The 21,831-nt window shown below is 41.3% G+C and carries 20 protein-coding genes; 17 read left to right on the forward strand and 3 right to left on the reverse strand.

Translation table 11 applies throughout. The annotated features are described in order from the left end of the window. Positions 1 to 20 precede the first annotated feature (20 nt). Together caiA and caiT are read right to left on the reverse strand one after the other, a co-directional pair. Positions 21 to 1,163, reverse strand: coding sequence for a crotonobetainyl-CoA dehydrogenase (gene caiA / locus AACV01_RS06255; protein ID WP_004245793.1), 1,143 nt, complete (start codon positions 1,161 to 1,163; stop codon positions 21 to 23). 42 nt (positions 1,164 to 1,205) lie between these two features. Further along, positions 1,206 to 2,720: an L-carnitine/gamma-butyrobetaine antiporter gene (gene caiT, locus AACV01_RS06260; RefSeq protein ID WP_004245792.1), complete on the reverse strand. Its 1,515-nt coding sequence runs from the start codon at positions 2,718 to 2,720 to the stop codon at positions 1,206 to 1,208. Between the two features lie 598 nt (positions 2,721 to 3,318). On the opposite strand from caiT, the gene AACV01_RS06265 reads away from it, so the two are divergent. The 17 genes from AACV01_RS06265 to AACV01_RS06345 all read left to right on the forward strand — a co-directional run bounded on the left by AACV01_RS06265 (position 3,319) and on the right by AACV01_RS06345 (position 20,756). After that, a complete protein-coding gene (locus AACV01_RS06265) occupies positions 3,319 to 4,092 on the forward strand; it encodes an electron transfer flavoprotein FixA (RefSeq protein ID WP_046335020.1) in 774 nt (257 codons plus the stop codon). A gap of 11 nt (positions 4,093 to 4,103) precedes the next feature. After that, a complete protein-coding gene (locus AACV01_RS06270; protein WP_004245790.1) occupies positions 4,104 to 5,042 on the forward strand; it encodes an FAD-binding protein in 939 nt (312 codons plus the stop codon). Positions 5,043 to 5,097: 55 nt separating this feature from the next. Further along, positions 5,098 to 6,390 carry an FAD-dependent oxidoreductase gene (locus AACV01_RS06275; RefSeq protein WP_036907358.1) on the forward strand — a complete coding sequence of 431 codons (1,293 nt, stop codon included), beginning with the start codon at positions 5,098 to 5,100 and terminating at the stop codon, positions 6,388 to 6,390. Then, positions 6,387 to 6,674 carry a ferredoxin-like protein FixX gene (gene fixX / locus AACV01_RS06280; RefSeq protein ID WP_004245788.1) on the forward strand — a complete coding sequence of 96 codons (288 nt, stop codon included), beginning with the start codon at positions 6,387 to 6,389 and terminating at the stop codon, positions 6,672 to 6,674. The genes AACV01_RS06275 and fixX overlap by 4 nt, the downstream gene beginning before the upstream one ends. An 81-nt stretch (positions 6,675 to 6,755) precedes the next feature. Then, positions 6,756 to 8,078: an MFS transporter gene (locus AACV01_RS06285; RefSeq protein ID WP_049218962.1), complete on the forward strand. Its 1,323-nt coding sequence runs from the start codon at positions 6,756 to 6,758 to the stop codon at positions 8,076 to 8,078. A 465-nt stretch (positions 8,079 to 8,543) separates the two neighbouring features. Beyond that, positions 8,544 to 8,837, forward strand: a complete 294-nt coding sequence (locus tag AACV01_RS06290) for an AMP-binding protein (protein WP_236545610.1) — start codon at positions 8,544 to 8,546, stop codon at positions 8,835 to 8,837. 137 nt (positions 8,838 to 8,974) lie between these two features. Beyond that, entirely contained in the window at positions 8,975 to 10,180 is a 1,206-nt protein-coding gene (locus tag AACV01_RS06295) for an AMP-binding protein (RefSeq protein ID WP_236545611.1), read from the forward strand. Between the two features lie 66 nt (positions 10,181 to 10,246). Beyond that, positions 10,247 to 11,482 (forward strand): CaiB/BaiF CoA transferase family protein, encoded by a 1,236-nt coding sequence (locus AACV01_RS06300; RefSeq protein ID WP_004249239.1) that lies wholly within the window; start codon positions 10,247 to 10,249, stop codon positions 11,480 to 11,482. Positions 11,483 to 11,518: 36 nt separating this feature from the next. After that, the gene (locus tag AACV01_RS06305) at positions 11,519 to 12,346 is read left to right on the forward strand and encodes an acyl-CoA dehydratase activase (protein ID WP_004249241.1); all 828 of its coding nucleotides are present in this window, start codon (positions 11,519 to 11,521) and stop codon (positions 12,344 to 12,346) included. Then, entirely contained in the window at positions 12,343 to 13,584 is a 1,242-nt protein-coding gene (locus tag AACV01_RS06310) for a 2-hydroxyacyl-CoA dehydratase subunit D (protein ID WP_004249243.1), read from the forward strand. The genes AACV01_RS06305 and AACV01_RS06310 overlap by 4 nt, the downstream gene beginning before the upstream one ends. Next, positions 13,584 to 14,717 carry a 2-hydroxyacyl-CoA dehydratase subunit D gene (locus AACV01_RS06315; RefSeq protein ID WP_060555141.1) on the forward strand — a complete coding sequence of 378 codons (1,134 nt, stop codon included), beginning with the start codon at positions 13,584 to 13,586 and terminating at the stop codon, positions 14,715 to 14,717. Before AACV01_RS06310 ends, AACV01_RS06315 begins: the two co-directional genes overlap by 1 nt. An 80-nt stretch (positions 14,718 to 14,797) precedes the next feature. After that, entirely contained in the window at positions 14,798 to 16,117 is a 1,320-nt protein-coding gene (locus tag AACV01_RS06320) for a GntP family permease (protein WP_004249245.1), read from the forward strand. Between the two features lie 95 nt (positions 16,118 to 16,212). Further along, positions 16,213 to 17,352 carry an acyl-CoA dehydrogenase family protein gene (locus AACV01_RS06325; protein WP_004249246.1) on the forward strand — a complete coding sequence of 380 codons (1,140 nt, stop codon included), beginning with the start codon at positions 16,213 to 16,215 and terminating at the stop codon, positions 17,350 to 17,352. 43 nt (positions 17,353 to 17,395) lie between these two features. Next, positions 17,396 to 18,172 carry a putative electron transfer flavoprotein FixA gene (gene fixA / locus AACV01_RS06330; RefSeq protein ID WP_004249247.1) on the forward strand — a complete coding sequence of 259 codons (777 nt, stop codon included), beginning with the start codon at positions 17,396 to 17,398 and terminating at the stop codon, positions 18,170 to 18,172. A gap of 11 nt (positions 18,173 to 18,183) precedes the next feature. After that, entirely contained in the window at positions 18,184 to 19,125 is a 942-nt protein-coding gene (locus AACV01_RS06335) for an FAD-binding protein (protein ID WP_004249249.1), read from the forward strand. A gap of 63 nt (positions 19,126 to 19,188) precedes the next feature. After that, positions 19,189 to 20,475 (forward strand): FAD-dependent oxidoreductase, encoded by a 1,287-nt coding sequence (locus tag AACV01_RS06340; protein ID WP_161682601.1) that lies wholly within the window; start codon positions 19,189 to 19,191, stop codon positions 20,473 to 20,475. Continuing rightward, on the forward strand, positions 20,472 to 20,756 hold the full coding sequence (locus tag AACV01_RS06345; protein WP_004249251.1) for a ferredoxin ydiT: 285 nt from the start codon (positions 20,472 to 20,474) through the stop codon (positions 20,754 to 20,756). The genes AACV01_RS06340 and AACV01_RS06345 overlap by 4 nt, the downstream gene beginning before the upstream one ends. Before the next feature lie 71 nt (positions 20,757 to 20,827). Here the strand turns inward: AACV01_RS06345 and AACV01_RS06350 are convergent, their stop codons facing one another. Continuing rightward, on the reverse strand, positions 20,828 to 21,793 hold the full coding sequence (locus AACV01_RS06350; RefSeq protein ID WP_004249253.1) for a helix-turn-helix domain-containing protein: 966 nt from the start codon (positions 21,791 to 21,793) through the stop codon (positions 20,828 to 20,830). Positions 21,794 to 21,831: the final 38 nt, after the last annotated feature.

Below are 21,831 nucleotides of genomic sequence, written 5' to 3' on the forward strand. Positions count from 1 at the left end.
AGAGAGTGCTCTGCGATTAATTAACGATACTGTTTCAGTACAGCGCGTCCTAATGTCAGGATCTGCATTTCATCAGAGCCACCAGATACACGGTCAACGCGTAGATCACGCCAAAAACGTGCAATACGGTGTTCACCTGCGATCCCCACACCACCCAGCACTTGCATCGCACTATCAACCACTTCAAAGGCTGCATTCGCACAGAAGTATTTACACATTGCAGCATCACCGGAGGTAATTAAGCCATTGTCACTTTTCCATGCAGTTTCATATAACATGTTGCGCATTGAATTGAGTTTGATCGCCATATGGGCGAATTTTTCTTGAATAAGTTGGAAGCGACCGATAGTCTCACCAAATTGAACCCGTTGGTTGGCGTAGCGCGCCGCATCTTCAAACGCACACATGGCGGTACCATAGTTAGTCAGTGCCACTAAGAAACGCTCATGATCAAACTCTTCTTTCACACGGTTAAAGCCGTTACCTTCGCGACCAAACATATCTTTTTCTTCAAGTTCAACGTTGTCGAAGGTGATTTCACAGCAGCTATCCATACGTAAACCCAGTTTTTCTAACTTAGTGACTTTAATGCCGGGTTTACTCATATCGACAAACCATTCGGTAAAGATGGGTTTATCAGGGGAAGCCGCATCACGACTCATCACGACGATATAAGGGGTATAAGCACTACTGGTGATAAAGCATTTGCTACCGTTGAGGTAAACTTTGCCATTTTTACGGGTATAAGTGGTTTGTAAGCTACCCACATCAGAGCCAGCCCCCGGTTCAGTGATCGCTGAGTTCCACATCTGTTTGCCTGTACCACGAAACGCCATGATTTTGTCGATTTGTTCTTGAGTCCCTTCACGCAATACGGTGTTAAATCCCCCCGGTAATTGATAGAGCACATAGGTTGGCGCACCTAAACGACCTAATTCCATCCAAATTGCGGCAACAGTAACAAATCCGGCATTTAAGCCACCGTGCTCTTCAGGGATAAGCAGATTGTCAATTTCCATATCCGCTAAGGCCTTAACAAAACGCTCTGGGTATTTACTTTCGCGATCACACTGTGCGAAATAAGCTTCCCAGTTTTCACTGGCCATTAATTCGCGGACACCGTCAACAAACAGTTCCTGCTCATCATTCAATCTAAAATCCATGTTAATAACCTCTTAATGTGTCATTTTTTGCGTATAGGGAGATCAATCTTTCCAGTGCACTTTGGCATCTTTTATAAAGGACAAGGTGACCATGATATTGACGAAAAATAGTGGGCATCCTCCGGCAATAATGGCGGTTTGGATCGGTTTTAAGCCGCCTAATGCTAGTAAAATAATGCCGATAATACCGACTAATACAGACCAGCCGATGCGTACCAATAATGGTGGTTCAGCCCCTTCTTTCATGGAGCGACAAGTTGACATTGCTAGTGTGTAAGAGCAGGCATTGATTAAAGTGACTGTGGCGATAAAGCAGAGAATAAAGAAGCCCCACATGGTTGCTGTACTGAGGGGTAAAGCGGCCCATGTTTCGATAATGGCGCGTGGCACACCATATTGATCAATCAGTTGCGGAATATTAAGGATATTTTGGTCAATCAGTTGTAAAGTGTTACCCCCCAGAATAGTCCAAATCAGCCAAGTTCCTGCGGTTAAACCTGATACCATTCCTAAACATAATTCACGAACAGTACGACCTTTAGAGATACGCGCTAAGAAGATACTCATTTGAATGGCGTAAATAACCCACCAAGCCCAATAGAAGACAGTCCAAGCCTGAGGAAAACCCCCTTTACCAATAGGATCGGTGTAAAACAACATACGTGGCATATACATCAGCAATGTACCCACAGAATCTGTGAAGTAATTGACAATAAAGCTGGCACCACCCACGATAAATACCCAACCTAACATTAAGAAGCTCAGGTAAGTACGCACATCACTGGCGATTTTTACCCCTTTTTGTAGACCAAATGCCACGCAAATAGCGTTGAGTAAGATCCAGCAAGAGATAATAATGGCATCTAATTGTAGAGTGTGAGGAATACCAAATAAGTATTGAATACATTCAGTTACCAAAGGCGTTGCAAGCCCAAGGCTGGTGCCCATTGCTAGGATCAAGGCGACCAAATAGAAATTGTCGACGACAGTACCAAATAAACCATTAACGTGTTTTTCACCCACTAATGGCGTTAAAGTGCTACTTGGGCGGATCACTTCCATTTTGCGTACAAAAAAGAAGTAAGCGAAGGCGACAGACAGGAAACTATAGGTTGCCCAAGGTAGCGGGCCCCAGTGGAATAAGCTGTAAGCTAACCCTATCTCTTTGGCTGGTGCGGAGTAACCTTCCATACCGAAAGGAGGACTTGAAATGTAGTAGTATATTTCAATTGAGCCCCAAAACAGCACAGCCGCTGATGTACAAGAAGCAAACATCATAAAGATCCAGCTTGCCGTACTAAATTCTGGTTTCTCATCGCCCAGGCGTTTTTTGGCATAACGTCCAAAAACCAACCAGAACCAGCCCCCGAACATGATCACCATATACCATTCGAAGGCCCAACCCCAGACATTGGTAACATAGCTGAAAACGGCATTGATCACTTCATTTGAAGCGTCAAGATCGCGTACCGTTAACCAGCATAAAATACCAACAATGATTAATGGCGGAAAAAAAACCTTCGGTTCTATTCCTGCCTTTTTATTATCTTTGCTCATAGGTAAATTTTCCAAATATATTTAGCGCAGAAGTTTAATAAGTGTTAATTCCTAATTTCGAATAAACTCTATTAGTTAGATCCTATATATTCCATTAATTGGTTTTTATCATAATCAAAAAACAAGCCGATTGGCTAATTTATAAAATCATTAATGAAGAAGAATAATGGATATTATTAATGTTTCATTCTGTTATTCACTTCACACTATTCTTTTTGTCGATTTTATGTTACGTTTTATAACCTTTTATTTTCATTTTAATTGATTGATAAATAATGATATATTTAGGCTTGTAATAAATGTGTTATATTCGCTCTTTCAATATTGTTGATCTTTGTGGCAATATTGAATATTAAATAAATCATTTCTTATTATGTTCAATATTGTTGATCCAGATAACAATATTGAAAGTTAATCACTTTAATTAAATTTAATTTCAATATTGGTGATGTATTTAGCAATATTGAACGCTATCCATCTCTTATTTAATAATCTTCAATATTGGTGATCTAGATTTAATTTCTTAATCATTTAATTGTGTTAATTGTATATTACATTGCCAGAGTAAATGACATATTTATTAATTTCAGGAGATGTAATGAAGATTATTACATGTTACAAGAGTGTTCCCGATGAACAGGATATTGTGGTCAATAATGCCGATGGTTCACTCGATTTTTCGCGCGCCAATAACAAAATTAGCCAATATGATTTAAATGCGATTGAAGCGGCAAATCAGTTAAAAACACAACTTGATGGTATTCAAATTACGGCAATGAGCGTAGGTGGTAACGCGCTGACTAACGTTAAAGCACGTAAAGATGTGTTATCTCGTGGTGCTGATGATCTCGTGGTGGTGGTCGATGAGCAATTGGAAGCTTCTCTTCCTTATCAAACGGCGACAGTGCTTGCAGCAGCTGCAACTAAGCAGGGGTACGATCTTATCTTATGTGGTGATGGCTCGGCAGATCTAAGTTCCCAACAAGTGAGTTTGCTGGTGGGGGAGATCTTGAATATTCCTGCCATTAATGGGGTTAATAAAATTGTTTCTATTACAACTGATTCCATCACCGTTGAACGCGAATTAGAAAACGAAATTGAAACGCTTACTATCACCTTACCTGCGGTGATTGCCGTTTCTACCGATATCAACTCTCCGCAAATTCCATCCATGAAAGCCATTTTAGGTGCCGCTAAAAAGCCGGTTCAACAATGGAGTGTGGCCGATCTTGGTTTAGAGCCCATAACACCACGTTCAGAGCAAACCGTGTTAGCACCGAAACAAAAAGTACGTCAGCGCATCATTATTGAAGGTGATGGCGACGATCAAATTGCTGAATTTGCAGAATATTTACGAAAAATTATTAAGTAATAGGGGGAGTTATGAGCCAGTTTTCAACTGTTTGGGTGTTGAGTGATGTACTTTCCCCTTTACCAGAATTAATGGGGGGAGCTTCTTCATTAGGTCAATCAATCAATGTCTTTACCTTTAATGATGAGCAAAGCATCGCTGCCTTTAAATTAGGGGCGACAGCGGTTTTCCAATTAGAAGGTAAACCTGATGATCGCATTATGGAAGATTATGCACAAAGTATCGTTGAAACCATTAAATCACATAGCGATGCCGGCTTGGTCTTACTGCCAAATACGCGTCGTGGCAAATTATTTGCCGCTCGTTTAGGTCACCGTTTAGCCGCGGTAGTATCAAATGATGCACAATCGTTAAGTACCCAAAATGATGCATTAGTGGCAAAACATATGGTTTACGGTGGACTTGCCTTTGGTGATGAAACATTAACAACACCTTATTGTGTTGTTACCGCAAGTACTGGTGCTTTTGACGTTGCATCAGAAACACAGGCTACGGGTACGGCACAAAAAGTAGCATGGATTGCCCCTTCACAAAGCATTATTTGCCAGTCCATTCAGCCAAGAAAAATCAATGCCGTCGATCTGGATAAAGCCCGTTTTGTGGTCAGTGTTGGTCGTGGTATTGGCAGTAAAGAAAATATTGCTATTGCAGAAGAGTTAGCAAAAGAGATTGGGGCTGAAATCGCCTGCTCCCGCCCTGTGGCTGAAAATGAAAAATGGATGGAGCATGAGCGTTATGTTGGCATTTCTAACTTGATGCTTAAGCCAGATCTGTATTTGGCGGTAGGTATTTCAGGGCAAATCCAACATATGGTTGGTGCAAATGGATCACAAACCATTATGGCGATCAACAAAGATAAAAATGCACCTATCTTCCAATTTGCTGACTACGGCATTGTCGGTGATGTAATGAAGATTTTGCCTGCACTTACCCGTCAACTATCTAACTGATTTAGTCAGCAGAGAAGATAACTTCTCTGCTTTATTTGCAAGTTCTGGAGATGTTATGTCCGATTCCGAAGATATTTTCGATGCCATTATTGTTGGCGCAGGATTAGCGGGCTCTGTGGCTGCACTTGTTTTAGCCAGAGAAGGTGCGCAGGTATTGCTAATAGAAAGAGGGAACTACGCCGGCGGAAAAAATGTAACGGGTGGTCGTCTATATGCCCATACCCTTGAGCGCATCATTCCTGAATTTGCGCAACAGGCTCCGGTTGAGCGGGTGATCACCCATGAAAAATTGTCATTTATGACACAAACAGGGGCTATGACTATCGACTATCAAAACGCTGAAACGCATAACCCTAATCATGCCTCTTGGTCTGTATTACGTGGTGAATTTGATCAATGGCTAATGGCGCAAGCCGAAGATGCAGGCGCCCAGTGTATCACGGGCATTCGTGTTGATAAGTTAGTTGAGCGTGACGGTAAAATTGTCGGTGTAGAAGCAGATGGTGATGTATTAGAAGCCAAAGCAGTGATTTTGGCTGATGGTGTGAACTCACTTTTGGCTGAACAGTTAGGCATGACAAAACGAGTTGCAGCTGAAAATGTTGCCGTGGGCGTAAAAGAGATCATCGAACTGCCTGAAAGTGTCATTAAAGATCGTTTTAACCTAAAAGATAACGAAGGTGTGGCTTGGTTATTTGCCGGCTCTCCTACCGATGGGCTAATGGGGGGCGGTTTTTTATATACCAATAAAACGACGCTTTCTTTGGGGCTTGTCTGTGGGCTTCACCATATTAAAGATGCCAAAAAATCGGTTCCACAAATGCTAGAAGATTTTAAACAACATCCCGTTGTAGCACCGCTGATTGCTGATGGAAAAATGGTGGAATATAGCGCCCATGTGGTACCTGAGGCAGGTTTGCGAATGCAACACGAACTTGTTCGCGATGGTGTTTTGATAGCAGGAGATGCGGCAGGCATGTGTATGAATCTAGGCTTTACCATTAGAGGGATGGATTTAGCCATGGCATCAGGGGAAGCTGCTGCAAAAACGGTGCTTTCAGCAATGGCAAAAAATGATTTTAGTAAACAAACCCTTAATGAGTATCTCAACCATTTAGCACAGGGGCCTTTGCGCGATATGAAAGCATATCAACGTATGCCTGATTTACTAGATAATCCGCGTATGTTTACTGCTTATCCTGACATGGTGGTTGGTATTGCAAAAGATCTCTTTACTGTCACCGATGATGCCCCTGTACCGATGCGTAAAACCATCATGCGTCATAGCAAAAAAGTGGGGTGGATGAATTTAATAAAAGATGGGATCAAAGGAGTAAAAGCAATATGAGTTCTCCTGTAAATGTCGATGTCAAATTGGGCATCAATAAATTTAATGTCGATGAAGAAAATCCACATATCATCATTAAACAGCAACCTGATATGCAAGTATTAGACACACTGGTAAAAGCTTGTCCTGCGGGTCTTTATAAAAAACAACAAGATGGTAGCGTCAGCTTTGATTATGCAGGGTGCTTAGAGTGTGGAACGTGTCGAATTCTCGGTTTAGACAGTGCGCTTGAAAAATGGGAATACCCACGCGGAACGTTTGGCGTGGAATATCGTTACGGATGATATATCGCTACTTTTCTCCCAGCGCTGTCTCCGGCCTGGGAGCTTTTCTTTCTTTGGTTAAAAATAGACTAGGACGCAGTCATGCAGCCCAGAAACTTTGATGATATTCGTTTTACCTCAGTACATCGTCGAGTGATGTTATGGGGAAGTGGCGGCCCTTTTCTTGATGGTTATGTATTAGTCATTATTGGTGTGGCGCTCGAACAATTAACACCTATATTACAGCTTGATACGCGATGGATTGGTTTGCTTGGTGCGGCAACATTAGCAGGGCTTTTTATTGGTACCTCACTTTTTGGCTATATTTGTGACAAAGTAGGGCGCCGTAAAATGTTCCTCGTTGATATTGTGGCTATTGCGGTGATTTCTATTGCGACCATGTTTGTTTCAACACCAATAGGGTTGTTAGTGATGCGCTTCCTTATTGGGATTGTGATTGGCGCTGACTATCCTATTGCAACTTCGATGATCACCGAATTTTCCAATAAAAAGCAACGTGCCTTTGCCGTCGGATTTATTGCTGCTATGTGGTATATCGGTGCGACATGTGCCAATTTAGTGGGTTATCTTTTATATGATGTCCAAGATGGCTGGCGTTGGATGTTAGGCAGTGCTTTTATTCCTTGCGTTATTATTCTAATTGGTCGCTTTGATCTCCCTGAATCACCGCTTTGGTTAATACGCCAAGGGCGTATTAAAGAGTGTAATAAAATGATGATCAAACTCTTTGGCGAGCCTGTGGTCTTTGAAGCAGAAGATGCTAAAACGACCCGTTTTATCGAATTATTTAATAAACGCCACTTCTCATTTGTGCTCTTTGTTGCCGTAATTTGGACCTGCCAAGTGATCCCGATGTTTGCCATTTATACTTTTGGCCCTCAAATTGTCGGTTTATTAGGATGGGATACAGGAAGAAGTGCGGCATTAGGCAATGTCGTGATCAGCCTATTTTTTATGTTGGGTTGTATTCCCGCAATGTTTTGGTTAAACCAAACGGGGCGACGCCCACTGTTAATTGGTAGTTTTGCGATGATGACTTTAGCATTATTCACGCTGGGGATATTCCCGAATTTACCGATTTTATTCGTTATCTTAGCGTTTGCTACCTATGCTTTTTTCTCGGGAGGACCTGGAATTTTACAGTGGCTTTATCCGAATGAATTATTTCCAACCGATATCCGAGCATCGGCGGTGGGGGTTATTATGTCGATAAGCCGTATTGGGACGGTTATTTCCACCTGTGCGCTTCCCGCTTTTATTGCCACTTATGGGATCAATACCACAATGCTGGTGGGGGCGGCTATTTCTCTGTTTGGGATGATGGTATCAGTACTGTTTGCACCAGAAACGAAGGGATTAACGTTAAAGCAGACATCAACGATGCCTATGCGACGTGGTAAATAAAACCTTTAATTGATCATTAATAAAATAAGTTAAGTGCTTTAAATAATTTTTTATTTAGATGTTATAAAAATTAATTGTTATTGTTTTTATATTATTTTGATTTTAATGATTACGTTAATGTTTATTGATAAGATTTTTTTATATTCTTAAATGATTTGTGTGTTTTTATATTGAAAAAGAGAGTGGTGTTGTTTTCTTATTTAAATAAAATACCGCTCTCTTTTTTTATTAATAATAACACCTTTATAACGCCTTGATTTCAATTTTATCTTATTGTTATTAATTATACTTCAATTACAAATTATATTTAACTCACCAAATATAGACCTCAATCACAAATCTCTCTCAGATTATTCAAATGACGAAAAACAGTTCGTTATTTACCAAGAATGAATTATTTCCCCTACCCAGAATAAGGTCATTACAGATGTAAACATCAGAAAAGAAGCGGTTAAGTAGGTATTTATGACCTTATTAGAAACGACAGTTAAAGAATGTCTAAACAATGTAGTGAAGCAATATGCGTCACAAACGGCCTTAATTGAAAACCAAAGTAAAAAAACACTGTCTTGGCAACAATTACAACAAGAAGTCGAGAGTGTTGCGCGTGGCTTTTTATCCATGGGGTTAACAAAAGGCGATCGTTTAGGTATCTGGTCTGCTAATAGTAAAGAATGGATAATTTGTTTTCTTGCAGCTGCTCAAATTGGTATTCCGGTTGTTTGTATTAACTTTCATTTAAAAAAAGAGAGTTATTAGATTTATGCCGATTAACTGGAATTAAAGCACTCTGTTTTTCTGATGGTTTTAAAAGTAATCATTTTATTGAGGTTATTAATTATCTTTCTAAAAAAGCATCAAAAAATAAAGACGCATTACCTCAATTATTTATTAGCATGGGAAATCAACAGGCAGAAAAAAGCGTCTCTTTATCTCAATTAAAAGAAATTAGCCAAAAAATATCAGACAAAGCATATCAACATGCTATTGAACAAGTTAGCGTAAAAGATTTACTAACTATTCAAATGACCTCTGGCAGTACAGCAATGCCGAAAGGTGTCATGTTAAGCCAATATAATGTTATTAATAATGCCATGCTGTCAGCACAGCGCTTAGGTGTTACGCATGATGATGTGATTTGTCTTGCGGTTCCGCTATTCCACTGCTTTGGACTCTCTTCTTGTCTCTTTTTTGCGTTAACAACAGGGTGCCAACTTGTTCTTCTTGATAATTACAACGCTGAAGATGTATTAAAAGCCATTCAACATCATCGTTGCACCATTATGCATGGTGTACCGACCATTTTTAGTCGTTTAATGAAGCATGAACAATTTTCTCACTATGATTTATCGAGTCTTGATAAAGGCATTATCGCAGGAGCAAGTTTCCCTCCTGCGTTAATTGATGACATTGAAACTATCCTCGGAATGAAAGGGATCACTATCTCTTATGGTCAAACAGAAGCCTCACCGTGTTGCACGCAAACTCTCCCTAATGATGCTTTAGAGATAAAACGTCATTCTATTGGTAAGCCTTTACCTTTTGTTGAAATGAAAATTATTAATCTGAAAACAGGTAAACCGGTGCCAGTAGGCATTTTAGGTGAAATTTGCACCCGTGGCTTTCATGTGATGATGGGTTATGACAATGCGCCAGACAAAACCAAAGAAGCGTTAGACGAAGAGGGTTGGTTGCACACGGGGGATATTGGCTATATCGATGAACAAGGAAATTATCACTATGCCTATCGTATAAAAGAGATTGTGGTACGCGGTGGTGAAAATATCAGCCTGTGTGAAATAGAAGAAGCCATTGCTGAATATGTGGGTGTTGATGCAACAAAAGCATTTGGGATCCCCTCTGCCGATTTAGGTGAAGAAGTGATTGTCGCTATTTGTGTGCAAAAAGGCTACAGCATTGGTGAAAGTGAATTACGTGAATTTCTACAAGAGCGACTAGCTCGCTACAAAATCCCCAAAGAACTCCATTTCTTTACAGAATTTCCTCATACCCCTTGCGGAAAAATTGATGTGCAGGCGCTGAAATTGCAATTGGGTTATGGCGTTTCAATCAAGGATGAAAAAAACATGGTAGCGGGTTAAGTGGCAACGGATTTATCCACATTCTGACAACAGCAGTATGAAGTCTAAAAATAATTAGGAGAAGAAATGACAAGTCATAAAGCACTGGAAGGTGTCACCGTAGTTGAATTGGCGACCTTTATCGCAGTACCTGCAGCGGGGCGTATTTTAGCTGATATGGGTGCGAACGTAATTAAAATCGAATCTCCAAGTGGCGATAACTTACGCTATACAGCACCAACAGAAGGCCGTCCATTAGATCAACATGAAAACACCAGTTTTGATTTAGAAAATGCGAATAAACGTGGGATTGTGTTAAATACGAAAACAGAAGCAGGGAAAAAAATCCTGTTTGAACTATTAGAAAAGGCGGACATTTTCTTAACTAACTGGCGTCCCGGCGCAAGAGAGCGTGCAGGTTTAGATTATGAAACATTAAAACAACGTTTTCCAAAATTAGTGTACGCCAGTGTGACGGGGTATGGCGATGAAGGTCCAGATAAAGACTTACCGGGCTTTGATTATACTGCATTCTTTGCCCGTGGTGGTATCTTAGGTTCTCTGTACCAAAAAGGCACAGTACCGATGAATGTGATCCCCGGTCTTGGCGATCACCAGTGTGCATTAGGCTTGGTTTCAGGTGTGTTAGCCGCTTATATTCGTGCTAAAAACATCGGTCAAGGTGAGTACGTTTCAACAAACTTACTGCATACCTCTATTTACACTCAAGCGATTATGATCCAAGCGGCGCAATATCCAGATTATGGCCAAGCTTATCCTATCGATCGCCGTACAACTACCAGCCCATTTATTTTGGCTTATAAAACGAAAGACGATCGTTTTATTCAAGTCTGTATGCCTGTTTACGATGCTTATTATCCAACCTTTATTTCGTGTATTGGTCGTCCAGATTTAGCAGAGGATGCTCGTTATACACGTCTACAAGAAGTGGCAAAAAATAATCGATCTCCTGAACTGTATGATCTGATTTGGCAACAAGTAGAGCAAAAAACAGCGTCAGAGTGGGCTGATATTTTCACCAAAAACGATATCCCATTCAGCATTGCTCAAACTTGGGAAGAAGTGTTGGAAGATAAACAAGCTTGGGCAATTAACACCTTCTACCACATGAAATACAAAAATGGCAGTGAAAAAGCCTTGGTTCGTCCACCGATTGATTTCTTGGAAAGTGGTTTACCTGAATACCGTCGTGGTCCTTTGTTAGGCGAAGACACACCGTCTGTATTAGCTGAATTAGGGTATAGCGCTGAAGAGATAGCAAACCTTGAAGCCAATAAAGACGTGATGACGTGGAAAGAATAATCCACTGATTTTTTTAATTTTCAGGAGAGCAAAGGCATGCAACAAGACATTTTCACAATGGGCGTTGATATCGGATCGTCTGCATCAAAATGCATCATCATGAAAAATGGTGACACTATTGTCGCGAAGTCGTTGGCATCAGTAGGAGCTGGAACCTCTGGGCCTGAAAAAGCAATCAATGAAGTATTACATCAATTTGGTGGCGATCTCAGTCAGATCAGCTGGATCTGTGCAACCGGATATGGCCGTAATTCTCTGAAAGAAGCCAACAAAGAGGTGAGTGAACTTAGCTGCCATGCGAAAGGTGCGCACTTTCTTTTTCCGGGTGTGAAAACGGTGATTGATATCGGTGGCCAAGACGTTAAAGCACTTCATATGGATGGTACAGGCCGTTTATTAAACTTTGTGATGAATGACAAGTGCGCTGCGGGTACAGGACGTTTTTTAGATGTGATGTCGCGAGTATTAGAAACCAAGATTTCCGATCTCGCTCAAGAGGGCGCTAAGTCCACTAAAAAAGTCACTATTAGCTCAACCTGTACTGTGTTCTCTGAATCTGAAGTTATCTCCCATCTCGCGAATAACGAAACAATACCCGACGTCATTAATGGTATTCATCGCTCAGTGGCTAGTCGTATTGCCGGTCTTGCCAAACGAGTCGGTGTGGAAGCTCCTGTTGTCATGACAGGCGGTGTAGCCAGTAATTTTGAAGTTGTTCGTTATGTTAGCGAAGAGCTGAACGTCCCTATCGCCACTTCACCATTATCACAATACAACGGGGCAATAGGTGCAGCCATTTATGCCTTTGAAGCGTATCGCCATCAACTGGAAGACGATGCGTTAACAATAGGAACATTAAAATGAGCAATATAGATATGAATGCGCCGGATTACATTCCTGCGAAAAAACGACTGCAAAAAATCGCTGCTGATGCTTATCAACGTGCGTGGGATGCAAAAAACAGCGGTGAAAAAATAGGGTGGTGTGCCTCTAACTTCCCTCAAGAAATTGCTGAAACATTAGGTTTATGTGTGGTTTACCCTGAAAACCAAGCCGCTGCAATTGCAGCGAAAGGTGCGGGTTTAAAAATGTGTGAGCATGCAGAAAGCATGGGATATTCCAACGATATCTGTGCTTATGCTCGTATCAGCCTCTCTTACATGGATATTAAACAGTGTGAAGAGATGGATATGCCACAGCCAGACTTCTTACTGTGTTGTAACAATATCTGTAACTGTATGATCAAGTGGTATGAAAATATCGCTTATGAGCTGAATATTCCGATGATCCTTATCGATATTCCTTATAAAAATGACTATGACACCGATGATGTCACGGTGAAATACGTTCAAGCTCAATTTGATGATGCCATCAAACAGCTCGAAAAAGTTACAGGCAAAGTGTTCTCCGAAGAGAAATTTAAAGAAGTCTGTGAAATTTCGCAACGTACAGGGCGTGCATGGTTAAAAGCGGCTGAATATTGCCAATATGAGCCGTCTCCAATGAATGGTTTTGATCTCTTTAATCACATGGCTGTTGCTGTTTGTGCTCGCGGTAAATTAGAAGCTGCTCTGGCTTTTGAGCAACTGTGTGAAGAGATGGAACAAAATATCAAAGAGAAAAAATCGACTTACCGCGGTGAAGAAAAATACCGTGTTCTCTTTGAAGGTATTGCGTGCTGGCCTTACTTACGAGCCACATCGACCCCGTTAAAAGAGCAGGGTATCAACGTGACTGCAACTGTTTACGCCACTGCATTTGGTGTGATTTATCAAAACAGTAACGAGATGATGCGTGCTTACTCTTATGTCCCTAACTGTGTCTCTGTTGAGCGTGCTGCTGATATGCGTATTAACGTGAGCCGTCAGAATAAAGTTGATGGTGCGATTATTCATGTTAATCGTAGTTGCAAGCTCTGGAGTGGCATTATGCCTGAAATTGAGCGCCGTATTCGTCATGAACTTAAGATCCCAACTGTGACTTTTGATGGCGACCAAGCTGATCCTCGAGTTTTCTCTGAAGCGCAGTATGTCACCCGTGTTGAAGCATTGACTGAAATTATGGCTGCTAACAAAGCAGAAATGAAAAAGGGAGACTTCTGATGAAGACATTAACGCAATTGTTTGATGAGTTACAAGCCGTGGTGGATAACCCAGTTGCTCAATTAGATGGTTTTATTCGTAGCGGTAAAAAGGTTGTTGGCTGTTTCCCTGAATATACGCCAAATGAAATCGTCTATGCTGCGGGTATGGTGCCTTTTGGTATTTGGGGCGCAGAAGGACGTGAGATCTCAGAAGCAAAGAAATATTTTCCTCCCTTCTATTGTGCGTTAGTGCTTTCTTCTCTTGAGATGGGATTAGATGGGGCATTAAATAAGTTGTCTGCGGCATTAATTCCTTCTCTTTGTGACACCTTAAAATGCTTAGGGCAAAACTGGAAAGCGGGTGTACCACAAGTGCCTTTTATTCAATTGGTACATCCACAGAACCGTAAAACGCCAGCAGGTATTGCATTTTTAACTGAACAATATAAGAAAATAGCGTTGCAATTAGGGGAAATTTCAGGCCAAACGGTGACTGACGATGCACTGAAAAATGCCATCCGTCTTTTTAATCAGCGTCGTGCTACATTACGTGAATTCTCTCAAATAGCAGCACTCCATCCAAATTTAGTCACACCACAACGTCGTAATACCGTGATCAAAAGTGGCTATCTTATGGATGTCGTTGAACATACAAAAGCTGTTGAAGCTATTGTCACACAATGCAAAACCTTGTCTCCAGAACCTTGGAAAGGGCACAAGATTGTTGTCACAGGCATTATTGCCGATAGCCCTTCTATTCTACAAATTTTGGCTGATAACAAAATGGCGATTGTAGCGGATGAAGTCGCGCATGAATCTCGTCAGTTTCGCCAAGACATTCCTGAAAATAACTCACCTTATGAAGCGATGGCAGAGCAAATGGCCCAGCTAGAAGGGTGCTCATTGCTGTATGACCCAAAGAAAAAACGTGGTCGTTTAATTGCCGATATGGTGAAAAACACAGGCGCTGATGGTGTCGTCTATTTGCTGACGAAGTTTTGCGATCCTGAAGAATTTGATGCCCCTATTGTGAAGAAATTCCTCGATAGAGAAGGTATTCCTTCCATCATTATCGAAATTGATCAGCAAACTAAAACATATGAGCAGGCAAGAACGGCGCTGCAAACTTTTGCAGATGTGCTTTCTGCTTAACAACGTTAATTAATAGTCACAAAAGGCCTGTGTGCTTTACGCAGGTCAATTGAACCCTAACACCTATAAGTGGGGCAATCATGGGTATTATTTGTTTAATCATCGGGCTTGCGATATTAATGATTATGTGTATGAAAGGCATACATATTTTTATTTCTGTCTTTACCACCAGCCTGTTTCTTGCTGTGACCGCATGGCTTGTATCACCAGATATGCTTAATCCTGTCGATGCACTATTGCAAGTGTATACCGGCGGATTAGGTGGTTATTTCGGTAGCTTCTTCTTCATTTTTGTACTTGGTGCGATTTTTGGCAAATTAACCGCTATCAGTGGCGCTGCTGATAGTGTTGCCTCTTTTATTATTGGTAAATTTGGTGAAAGAGCCGTTATTCCTTCATTAGTTGCGGCTTGTGCCATTTTAGCCTACGGCGGTGTTTCAGTGTTTGTTGCACTGTTTACCGTTTATTCAATGATGGTGAGTTTATTCCGCAAAGCGAATCTTCCTCGCAGACTTATTCCGGCTGTCTATTTTGCAGGTGCGGGTACCTTTGTGATGATAATGCCAGGATCGCCTCAGATCCAAAATCTTATCCCAATGAAATTCTTAGGTACCTCAGCAACAGCGGGTTTAGTACCGGGTATGTTGACCGCGTTGTTTCAAGTCACTTTAGTGATTATTTATCTCACTTGGTTATTTAAGCGTGTAAAAGCAAAAGGTGAAGGCTGGGTTGAAGACGAAAAAACAGCGAAAGCAGAGGAAGGTAAAAAAGATCGTCAATTACCTAATGTGCTCGTTGCATTACTGCCGATGCTTATTCTGCTTGTCGTGCTGAATATCCTGAAATGGGATCCGGCTATTGCGCTGTTCTGCGCCATTATTGCCGCCTTGCTTGTGTACTTGCGTTATCTCGATTGGAAAAAACTCGTCCCTAATTTAGCCGCAGGGACAATGGAAGGGGTGACCTCCCTCTTTAATACCGCGGTGATTGTCGGATTTGGTGCGTTAGTCATGACATTACCTGCGTTCAAAGAATCATTCCAAGCGATTGCGCAATCGGGACTTAATCCCCTTGTCGTCACGGCGATTTCCGTCGGTGCTCTGGTGTTTATCAGTGGTTCAGGCTCTGGGGCGTTAAGTATCGCCATGCCAATGATTGCTGCGATGTTCCCTGCCACCGTGGTTGATCAAGGTTCATTACACCGTGTCGCCACAATGGCATCTATGAGTACAACACCGCCATTTAACGGATTGATTATTACTGTCTTTAGCGTCTGTGGTGTCAGCCATAAAGAGGGATACGGTCCTGTGGGGACATTAACCCTCGCTATCCCACTGTTAGCCATGATGTTTATGTTGCTGCTGTACACCTTTTTACCTGCATCTATCGCGACGATGTAGAAATAACGTTAACCCATTAATGCGTGCGATAAGACGACAAACGTGAAATCGCACACCGTAGAGATAACCCTAAATATTCTCAGAGGAAAATAAACATGGATTTTCAGCTAACAGAAGAGCAAGTCCTGATCCGCGATACGGTCAGAGAGTTCGTTGAAAACGACATCAAACCAATTGCAGGTGCAATTGATAAAGAGCACCGCTTTCCAAGTGAAAGTATTGCACCTATGGCTGAATTAGGACTCTTTGGTTTCAATATTGATGAAACTTATGGCGGTACAGAAGCAGATGCAATTAGTTATGTATTAGCCACCGAAGAGATGGCAAAAGTGAGTGCCTCTCACGCAATGATCATGGGATCACAATGTTCTTTAACCGGACCCATTATTCAAAAATATGCTGATGAAGAGACTAAAGCACGTATTTTGCCGGGGGTGGTTTCGGGTGAAAAATTAGGGTGTTTCTGTTTGTCAGAACCTAGTGCGGGTTGTGATGCAGCGGCTCAAGAGACAACAGCCGTTCGCCAAGGTGATAACTATGTGATCAATGGTTCTAAACTGTGGATCACGGCGGCACCTCAGGGTGCTTTCTTTATCGTGTTTGCCATGACAAATAAAAGCAAAGGCGTAAAAGGGATCACGGCATTCTTAGTTGAGCGTGATAACCCAGGTATTAGCATTGGTTTACCTGAAGACAAAATGGGGATGAATGGCTCTGAAACTTGCTCTGTGAGTTTCAGTGATTGTGTTGTTCCTGCTAGTGCAATGCTAGGTAAAGAAGGTAAAGGCTTTAATATCGCAATGGAAACCTTAGATGGCGGGCGTTTAAGTTGTTCTGCACTTGCATTAGGGATCGCACAAAGTGCCTTAGATGCCACGATTGCTTACACCAAAGAGCGTATTCAATTTGGTAAACCCATTGCAGCTAATCAAGGTATTCAATGGGTATTAGTGGATATGGCAACGCGTGTTGATTGCGCCCGTATGCTGGTTTATCGCGCTGCTGCCGCCAAAATGGCGGGTCTTCCTTACACGCGTGAATCTGCTCAAGCCAAACTTTATGCCGCAGAAGCTGCCACTTATGTGACTCAAAAAGCCGTCCAATTACATGGCGGTATGGGTTACACCAAATCCTATCCTGTTGAACGTTTAATGCGTGAAGCAAAACTCACTGAGATTTTTGAAGGCACAAATGAAGTACAACGTATGGTCATCGCTAAGCATATTTTAGCGTAATGAGATTAATTTGTTGCATTGTGCAAAACGGAGAATGTGAATTATGAAACTTATTGCCTGCTGTAAGGTTGTTCATGACGAACAAGACATCACAACACGGCCTGATCGTACACTCGCAACCGATAATGCGGGTTTAAAAATTAGTTTGTATGACTTGAATGCAATTGAAACCGCCGTAGAAATTGCCTCTACCCTTGGCGATAGCACAGTCACTGCATTAAGTGTAGGAACACGTGCCATGGTTGAAAACGCGAAAATTAAAAAAGATATTTTATCGCGTGGTCCTGATGCATTAACTCTGGTGGCGGATGATGCATGTCATGCGCTTTATTCAATGGATACTGCCAATATTATTGCGCAAGCAGCACAGAAAGTGGGTTTTGATTTATTGGTTTTCGGTGAAGGTTCTGGCGATTTATACGCTCAACAAACGGGTTTAGCGGTAGGTGAATATTTAGGTCTACCTTGTGTAAACGCCGTAAACAAAATCACTGTTGAAGGTGACAAAATTATTGTTGAGCGTGATTTAGAAAATATCACAGAAGAACTTGAACTGACATTACCTGCCATTGTGTGTGTCACTTCAAGCATTAACACCCCAAAACTCCCTTCAATGAAAGCGATTTTAGCGGCGAATAAAAAGCCGGTCGAAAAACTGGGATTAGGCGATATCGGTGTTGATATTTCTGCTCTGACGGTTGTGCAAACACAAGTGAGTGCCCCTGAGCAGTCTGATCGCCTTGGGATTATTTTAGACGGTGATTCAGATGAAAATATTGCCACTTTTGCTGAACATTTACGCCAAGCGGTTAATCAATAAGGAGATTAAAAATGGCTAGTTTACTACCTACTACCTTTGTTTATGCCGAAAAAGCGGATGATTTAGCAAAGCTGATTGCGTTTGCTCGTGACCTTGGTGAAAAGGTTAATGTGCTGTTTATTGGTGATGATGAAAGCACGCGCGAATGTGTCAACTTAGGAGCTGACTGTGTTTATTGTTTTGCCCCGCAAGACGGTGTGATTGCTGAAGATTATGCAGCTTCTTTTGCCGAAATTATTAAAGAAGCGGGGGCAAATGCATTGGTTTTACTTGCTGCATCAAAACGCGCAAAAGCGATTGCGGCTCGTCTTGGTGTGATTTTAAAAGCTGGTGTTGTCAGCGATGCTTTAAGTCTTGCTATTGAAAATAATACTGTGATTGCCACACATCAAGTCTACGGTGGTTTAGCGCATGCGAAAGCAGAAATTCGTTCACCTTATGCTATTGCTACTGTGGGCAGTGCATTAGATGTGGAAGCCATTAAAGATGCACCCAATGCACAAGTGGTGCAAAGTATCTTTATCGCTCCCGCACATACATTAAAAGTATTAGCACGTAAGCCAAAACAAGGTAGTACTGTTGATTTAGGTAAAGCGCATTGTGTTGTGGGTGTCGGACGCGGTTTTGGTAAGGCTGATGATATTGCATTAGCGTCAGCATTAGCGAAAGCCCTCCAAGGCGAAGTGGGTTGTTCTCGTCCAATTGCTGAAGGTGAAGGCTGGATGGAACACGATCGCTACATTGGTGTTTCAGGGGTGACCTTAGGTGCAGATGTTTATGTCGCTGTCGGTATTTCAGGGCAAATCCAGCATATGGTGGGTGTGGATAGAGCAAAAATCATTGTTGGGATCAACAAAGATAAAAATGCCCCTATTTTCAATATGGTAGATTACGGTATTGTTGGCGACCTCTACAAAGTGTTACCTGCATTAACCGCGAAGCTCGGCGACTAATCACCGTAGGTCGCTTAGTGATAATGTACTAAGCGACCACACATAATAAAAGGATAGGAAAGTATGTCAGACGATATTTTTGACGCCATTATTGTGGGTGGTGGACTTGCTGGTGGTACTGCTGCCTATGTATTAGCACAAGCAGGGTGTGATGTTTTAGTTGTAGAGCGAGGTAATTTCGCTGGCAGTAAAAATATGACGGGGGGACGTTTATACGCGCACAGTCTTGAAAAAATCATTCCCAATTTTGCTCAAGAAGCGCCAGTTGAGCGCCTTGTAATGCGTGAAAAAATTTCCATGCTAACGGAAACAGATGGGGTCACTTTAGATTATCAGCATACTCAACAAGAAGAGGAAGCCGCTCGCTCTTATACCGTATTACGTTCTTCTTTTGATCAATGGCTAATGGAGAAAGCAGAAGACGCAGGCGCACAAGTGATCACCGGTGTTCGCGTTGATGAAGTGTTAGTGAAAGACGGAAAAGTTTGTGGTGTTAAAGCGGGTGATGATGAAATTGAAGCTCATGTGGTGATCTTAGCAGATGGTGTGAATTCACTGTTAGCAAAGCAATTAGGTATGACACAAAAGGTGGATCCTCACACCGTAGCTGTGGGCGTTAAAGAGCTACTCGAGTTTACACCACAACAAATGGAAGACCGATTTGGTTGTACTAATGATGAAGGTTTAGCTTGGCTTTTTGCTGGCGCACCTTCAGGTGGGTATTTAGGTGGTGGATTTTTATATACCAATAAAAATACAGTTTCTTTAGGTCTTGTATTGGGACTACATAATGTCGACAAATTCGAAAAAACGGTTCCTCAATTATTAGAAGATTTTAAACAACATCCGGTTGTTGCTCCACTTATCAAAGACGGAAAATTATTAGAATATTCAGCACATATGGTACCTGAAGGGGGTATGAATATGGTGTCTGAGTTAGTCAAAGATGGTGTACTAGTTGCGGGAGATGCTGCTGGATTTTGCCTTAACGTTGGCTATACCGTAAGAGGAATGGATTTAGCCATTGCTTCAGGTGAAGCGGCTGCAAAAGCGGTATTAATGGCGAAAGAGCAAAACAGCTATAGCCAGAAAGAACTAAGTTGCTATCAATCTTTATTAAATGATAGTTTCGTCATAAAAGATATGAAGTTATACAAAGATTTACCTTCTTTCCTCGATAATACAAGATTCTTTACGGATTATCCGCAAATGGCGACCAATGTCATGCATGACTTATTCGTGATTAATGGTCCAGAAAAACCAGTGCGTAAGAAAATACTGTCTCAGGTTAAGAAAGTCGGTGTGATGAACTTAATTAAAGATGGATTTAAGGGGGTACGTTCTTTATGAGTCAGGTAAACGTAGACGTTAAATTAGGGGTCAATAAATTTAATGTGGATGAAGAAAATCCACATATCGTCTTAAAGGATGATATTGATCCGGCTCAATTTGAAATCTTAATGAAAGCCTGCCCTGCTGGTTTATATAAGAAAGATGAAAAAGGGCAATATCTTTTTGATTATGCCGGATGTTTAGAGTGTGGTACTTGCCGTATTTTATGTGGCGAAACGATTTTAAAAAAATGGGAATATCCGTGTGGCACATTAGGGATTGAGTTTCGTTACGGCTGATATGATAACTTTTATCCCCCTTCTAGAATAACCTCCAAAAATTTAACTAGAGGGGGAGATAATAAGTTTATTTATCTTAATGAATGTATTTTCCGATACTCTGATGGGGTCATAAAAAATTCAGATTTAAACTTTCGACTTAAATTAGAAATATCGCTAAATCCACATTCATAAGCTAATTGTGTAATATTTTTCTCTGCTAAAAGAGGATTTACTAAAGCCGTTTTATAATTCTCAAGACGTTTTTGGTAGATCCAACGAAGTACAGATGTATTTTGTTCTTTAAATAACATCTGTAAATAGCGCACGGAGATCCCACAAGCATTTGCACATTCATTCACGCTGAGATCTGGATCAGACAGATGTTGCTCAAGATAGTGTTGAGCAAAATAAAACAGTGTTGATCTTCCTAAGCTTTGAGGTGGAGTTGCAATACTGTATTCACTGAAAGCTGACGTAATTAAATTCAATAAAATATCAGCTAGTTGCTGAGCATGTTGAGTGGGCATAGAATCTAAGAAAGGGATATAACGCATCACAAAGCTATAAACGAGGGAGCCTGTAATACTATTACCTCGTATTGCTCTTGCTGTTAGGTTCTGTGTATTACCTAAACGTGGTGCCAATTTTTCTCTTGGGATCAAAAGCTTAAATAACGAATAGTCGTTATCGAACGACCAAGAAACGGGTCTTGCCATATCAAAAATACAGAAATCGCCTTGTCGTAGAAAGGCCGTTCTGCCATCTTGAGTCAGATGACTTGTACCTGAGCGTTGGAGTTCTATTTGAAAATGCTCTTCTAGACTCAATTTGTTTCTTAAAGGACGGCTACTTGCCCAATGACCGTTAGATTCTAGCTGAATAAAGCGAATATCAGCCACCTTCTGCTCGACAATGTTGGCATAAAATCGAGAATGAGGCGGTAATTCGACTTCATTGCATTCATAAGACGATAAAAAGCGGTCTTTTATGGTATCCCTGAATACGGAAAACCGATCTACGTCAGGGAGCTCTCGAGTCGTAAACATGCTTTTCATAGTACGCCCACTTTATTGATATATTTTTGTTGTGTTGC

The organism is Proteus sp. G2609, from assembly GCF_963896135.1.
In the GTDB taxonomy this organism is placed as follows: domain Bacteria; phylum Pseudomonadota; class Gammaproteobacteria; order Enterobacterales; family Enterobacteriaceae; genus Proteus; species Proteus mirabilis.

Excerpts from the sequence above, each read along its gene's own strand:
- caiA (WP_004245793.1), bottom strand. The coding sequence starts at position 1,163 with ATGGATTTTAGATTGAATGATGAGCAGGAACTGTTTGTTGACGGTGTC.
- AACV01_RS06270 (WP_004245790.1), top strand. The coding sequence starts at position 4,104 with ATGAGCCAGTTTTCAACTGTTTGGGTGTTGAGTGATGTACTTTCCCCT.
- fixA (WP_004249247.1), top strand. The coding sequence starts at position 17,396 with ATGAAACTTATTGCCTGCTGTAAGGTTGTTCATGACGAACAAGACATC.
- AACV01_RS06340 (WP_161682601.1), top strand. The coding sequence starts at position 19,189 with ATGTCAGACGATATTTTTGACGCCATTATTGTGGGTGGTGGACTTGCT.
- AACV01_RS06310 (WP_004249243.1), top strand. The coding sequence starts at position 12,343 with ATGAGCAATATAGATATGAATGCGCCGGATTACATTCCTGCGAAAAAA.
- AACV01_RS06295 (WP_236545611.1), top strand. The coding sequence starts at position 8,975 with ATGGGAAATCAACAGGCAGAAAAAAGCGTCTCTTTATCTCAATTAAAA.
- caiT (WP_004245792.1), bottom strand. The coding sequence starts at position 2,720 with ATGAGCAAAGATAATAAAAAGGCAGGAATAGAACCGAAGGTTTTTTTT.
- AACV01_RS06300 (WP_004249239.1), top strand. The coding sequence starts at position 10,247 with ATGACAAGTCATAAAGCACTGGAAGGTGTCACCGTAGTTGAATTGGCG.
- AACV01_RS06325 (WP_004249246.1), top strand. The coding sequence starts at position 16,213 with ATGGATTTTCAGCTAACAGAAGAGCAAGTCCTGATCCGCGATACGGTC.
- AACV01_RS06335 (WP_004249249.1), top strand. The coding sequence starts at position 18,184 with ATGGCTAGTTTACTACCTACTACCTTTGTTTATGCCGAAAAAGCGGAT.
- AACV01_RS06350 (WP_004249253.1), bottom strand. The coding sequence starts at position 21,793 with ATGAAAAGCATGTTTACGACTCGAGAGCTCCCTGACGTAGATCGGTTT.
- AACV01_RS06265 (WP_046335020.1), top strand. The coding sequence starts at position 3,319 with ATGAAGATTATTACATGTTACAAGAGTGTTCCCGATGAACAGGATATT.
- fixX (WP_004245788.1), top strand. The coding sequence starts at position 6,387 with ATGAGTTCTCCTGTAAATGTCGATGTCAAATTGGGCATCAATAAATTT.
- AACV01_RS06275 (WP_036907358.1), top strand. The coding sequence starts at position 5,098 with ATGTCCGATTCCGAAGATATTTTCGATGCCATTATTGTTGGCGCAGGA.
- AACV01_RS06290 (WP_236545610.1), top strand. The coding sequence starts at position 8,544 with ATGACCTTATTAGAAACGACAGTTAAAGAATGTCTAAACAATGTAGTG.
- AACV01_RS06345 (WP_004249251.1), top strand. The coding sequence starts at position 20,472 with ATGAGTCAGGTAAACGTAGACGTTAAATTAGGGGTCAATAAATTTAAT.
- AACV01_RS06305 (WP_004249241.1), top strand. The coding sequence starts at position 11,519 with ATGCAACAAGACATTTTCACAATGGGCGTTGATATCGGATCGTCTGCA.
- AACV01_RS06315 (WP_060555141.1), top strand. The coding sequence starts at position 13,584 with ATGAAGACATTAACGCAATTGTTTGATGAGTTACAAGCCGTGGTGGAT.
- AACV01_RS06320 (WP_004249245.1), top strand. The coding sequence starts at position 14,798 with ATGGGTATTATTTGTTTAATCATCGGGCTTGCGATATTAATGATTATG.
- AACV01_RS06285 (WP_049218962.1), top strand. The coding sequence starts at position 6,756 with ATGCAGCCCAGAAACTTTGATGATATTCGTTTTACCTCAGTACATCGT.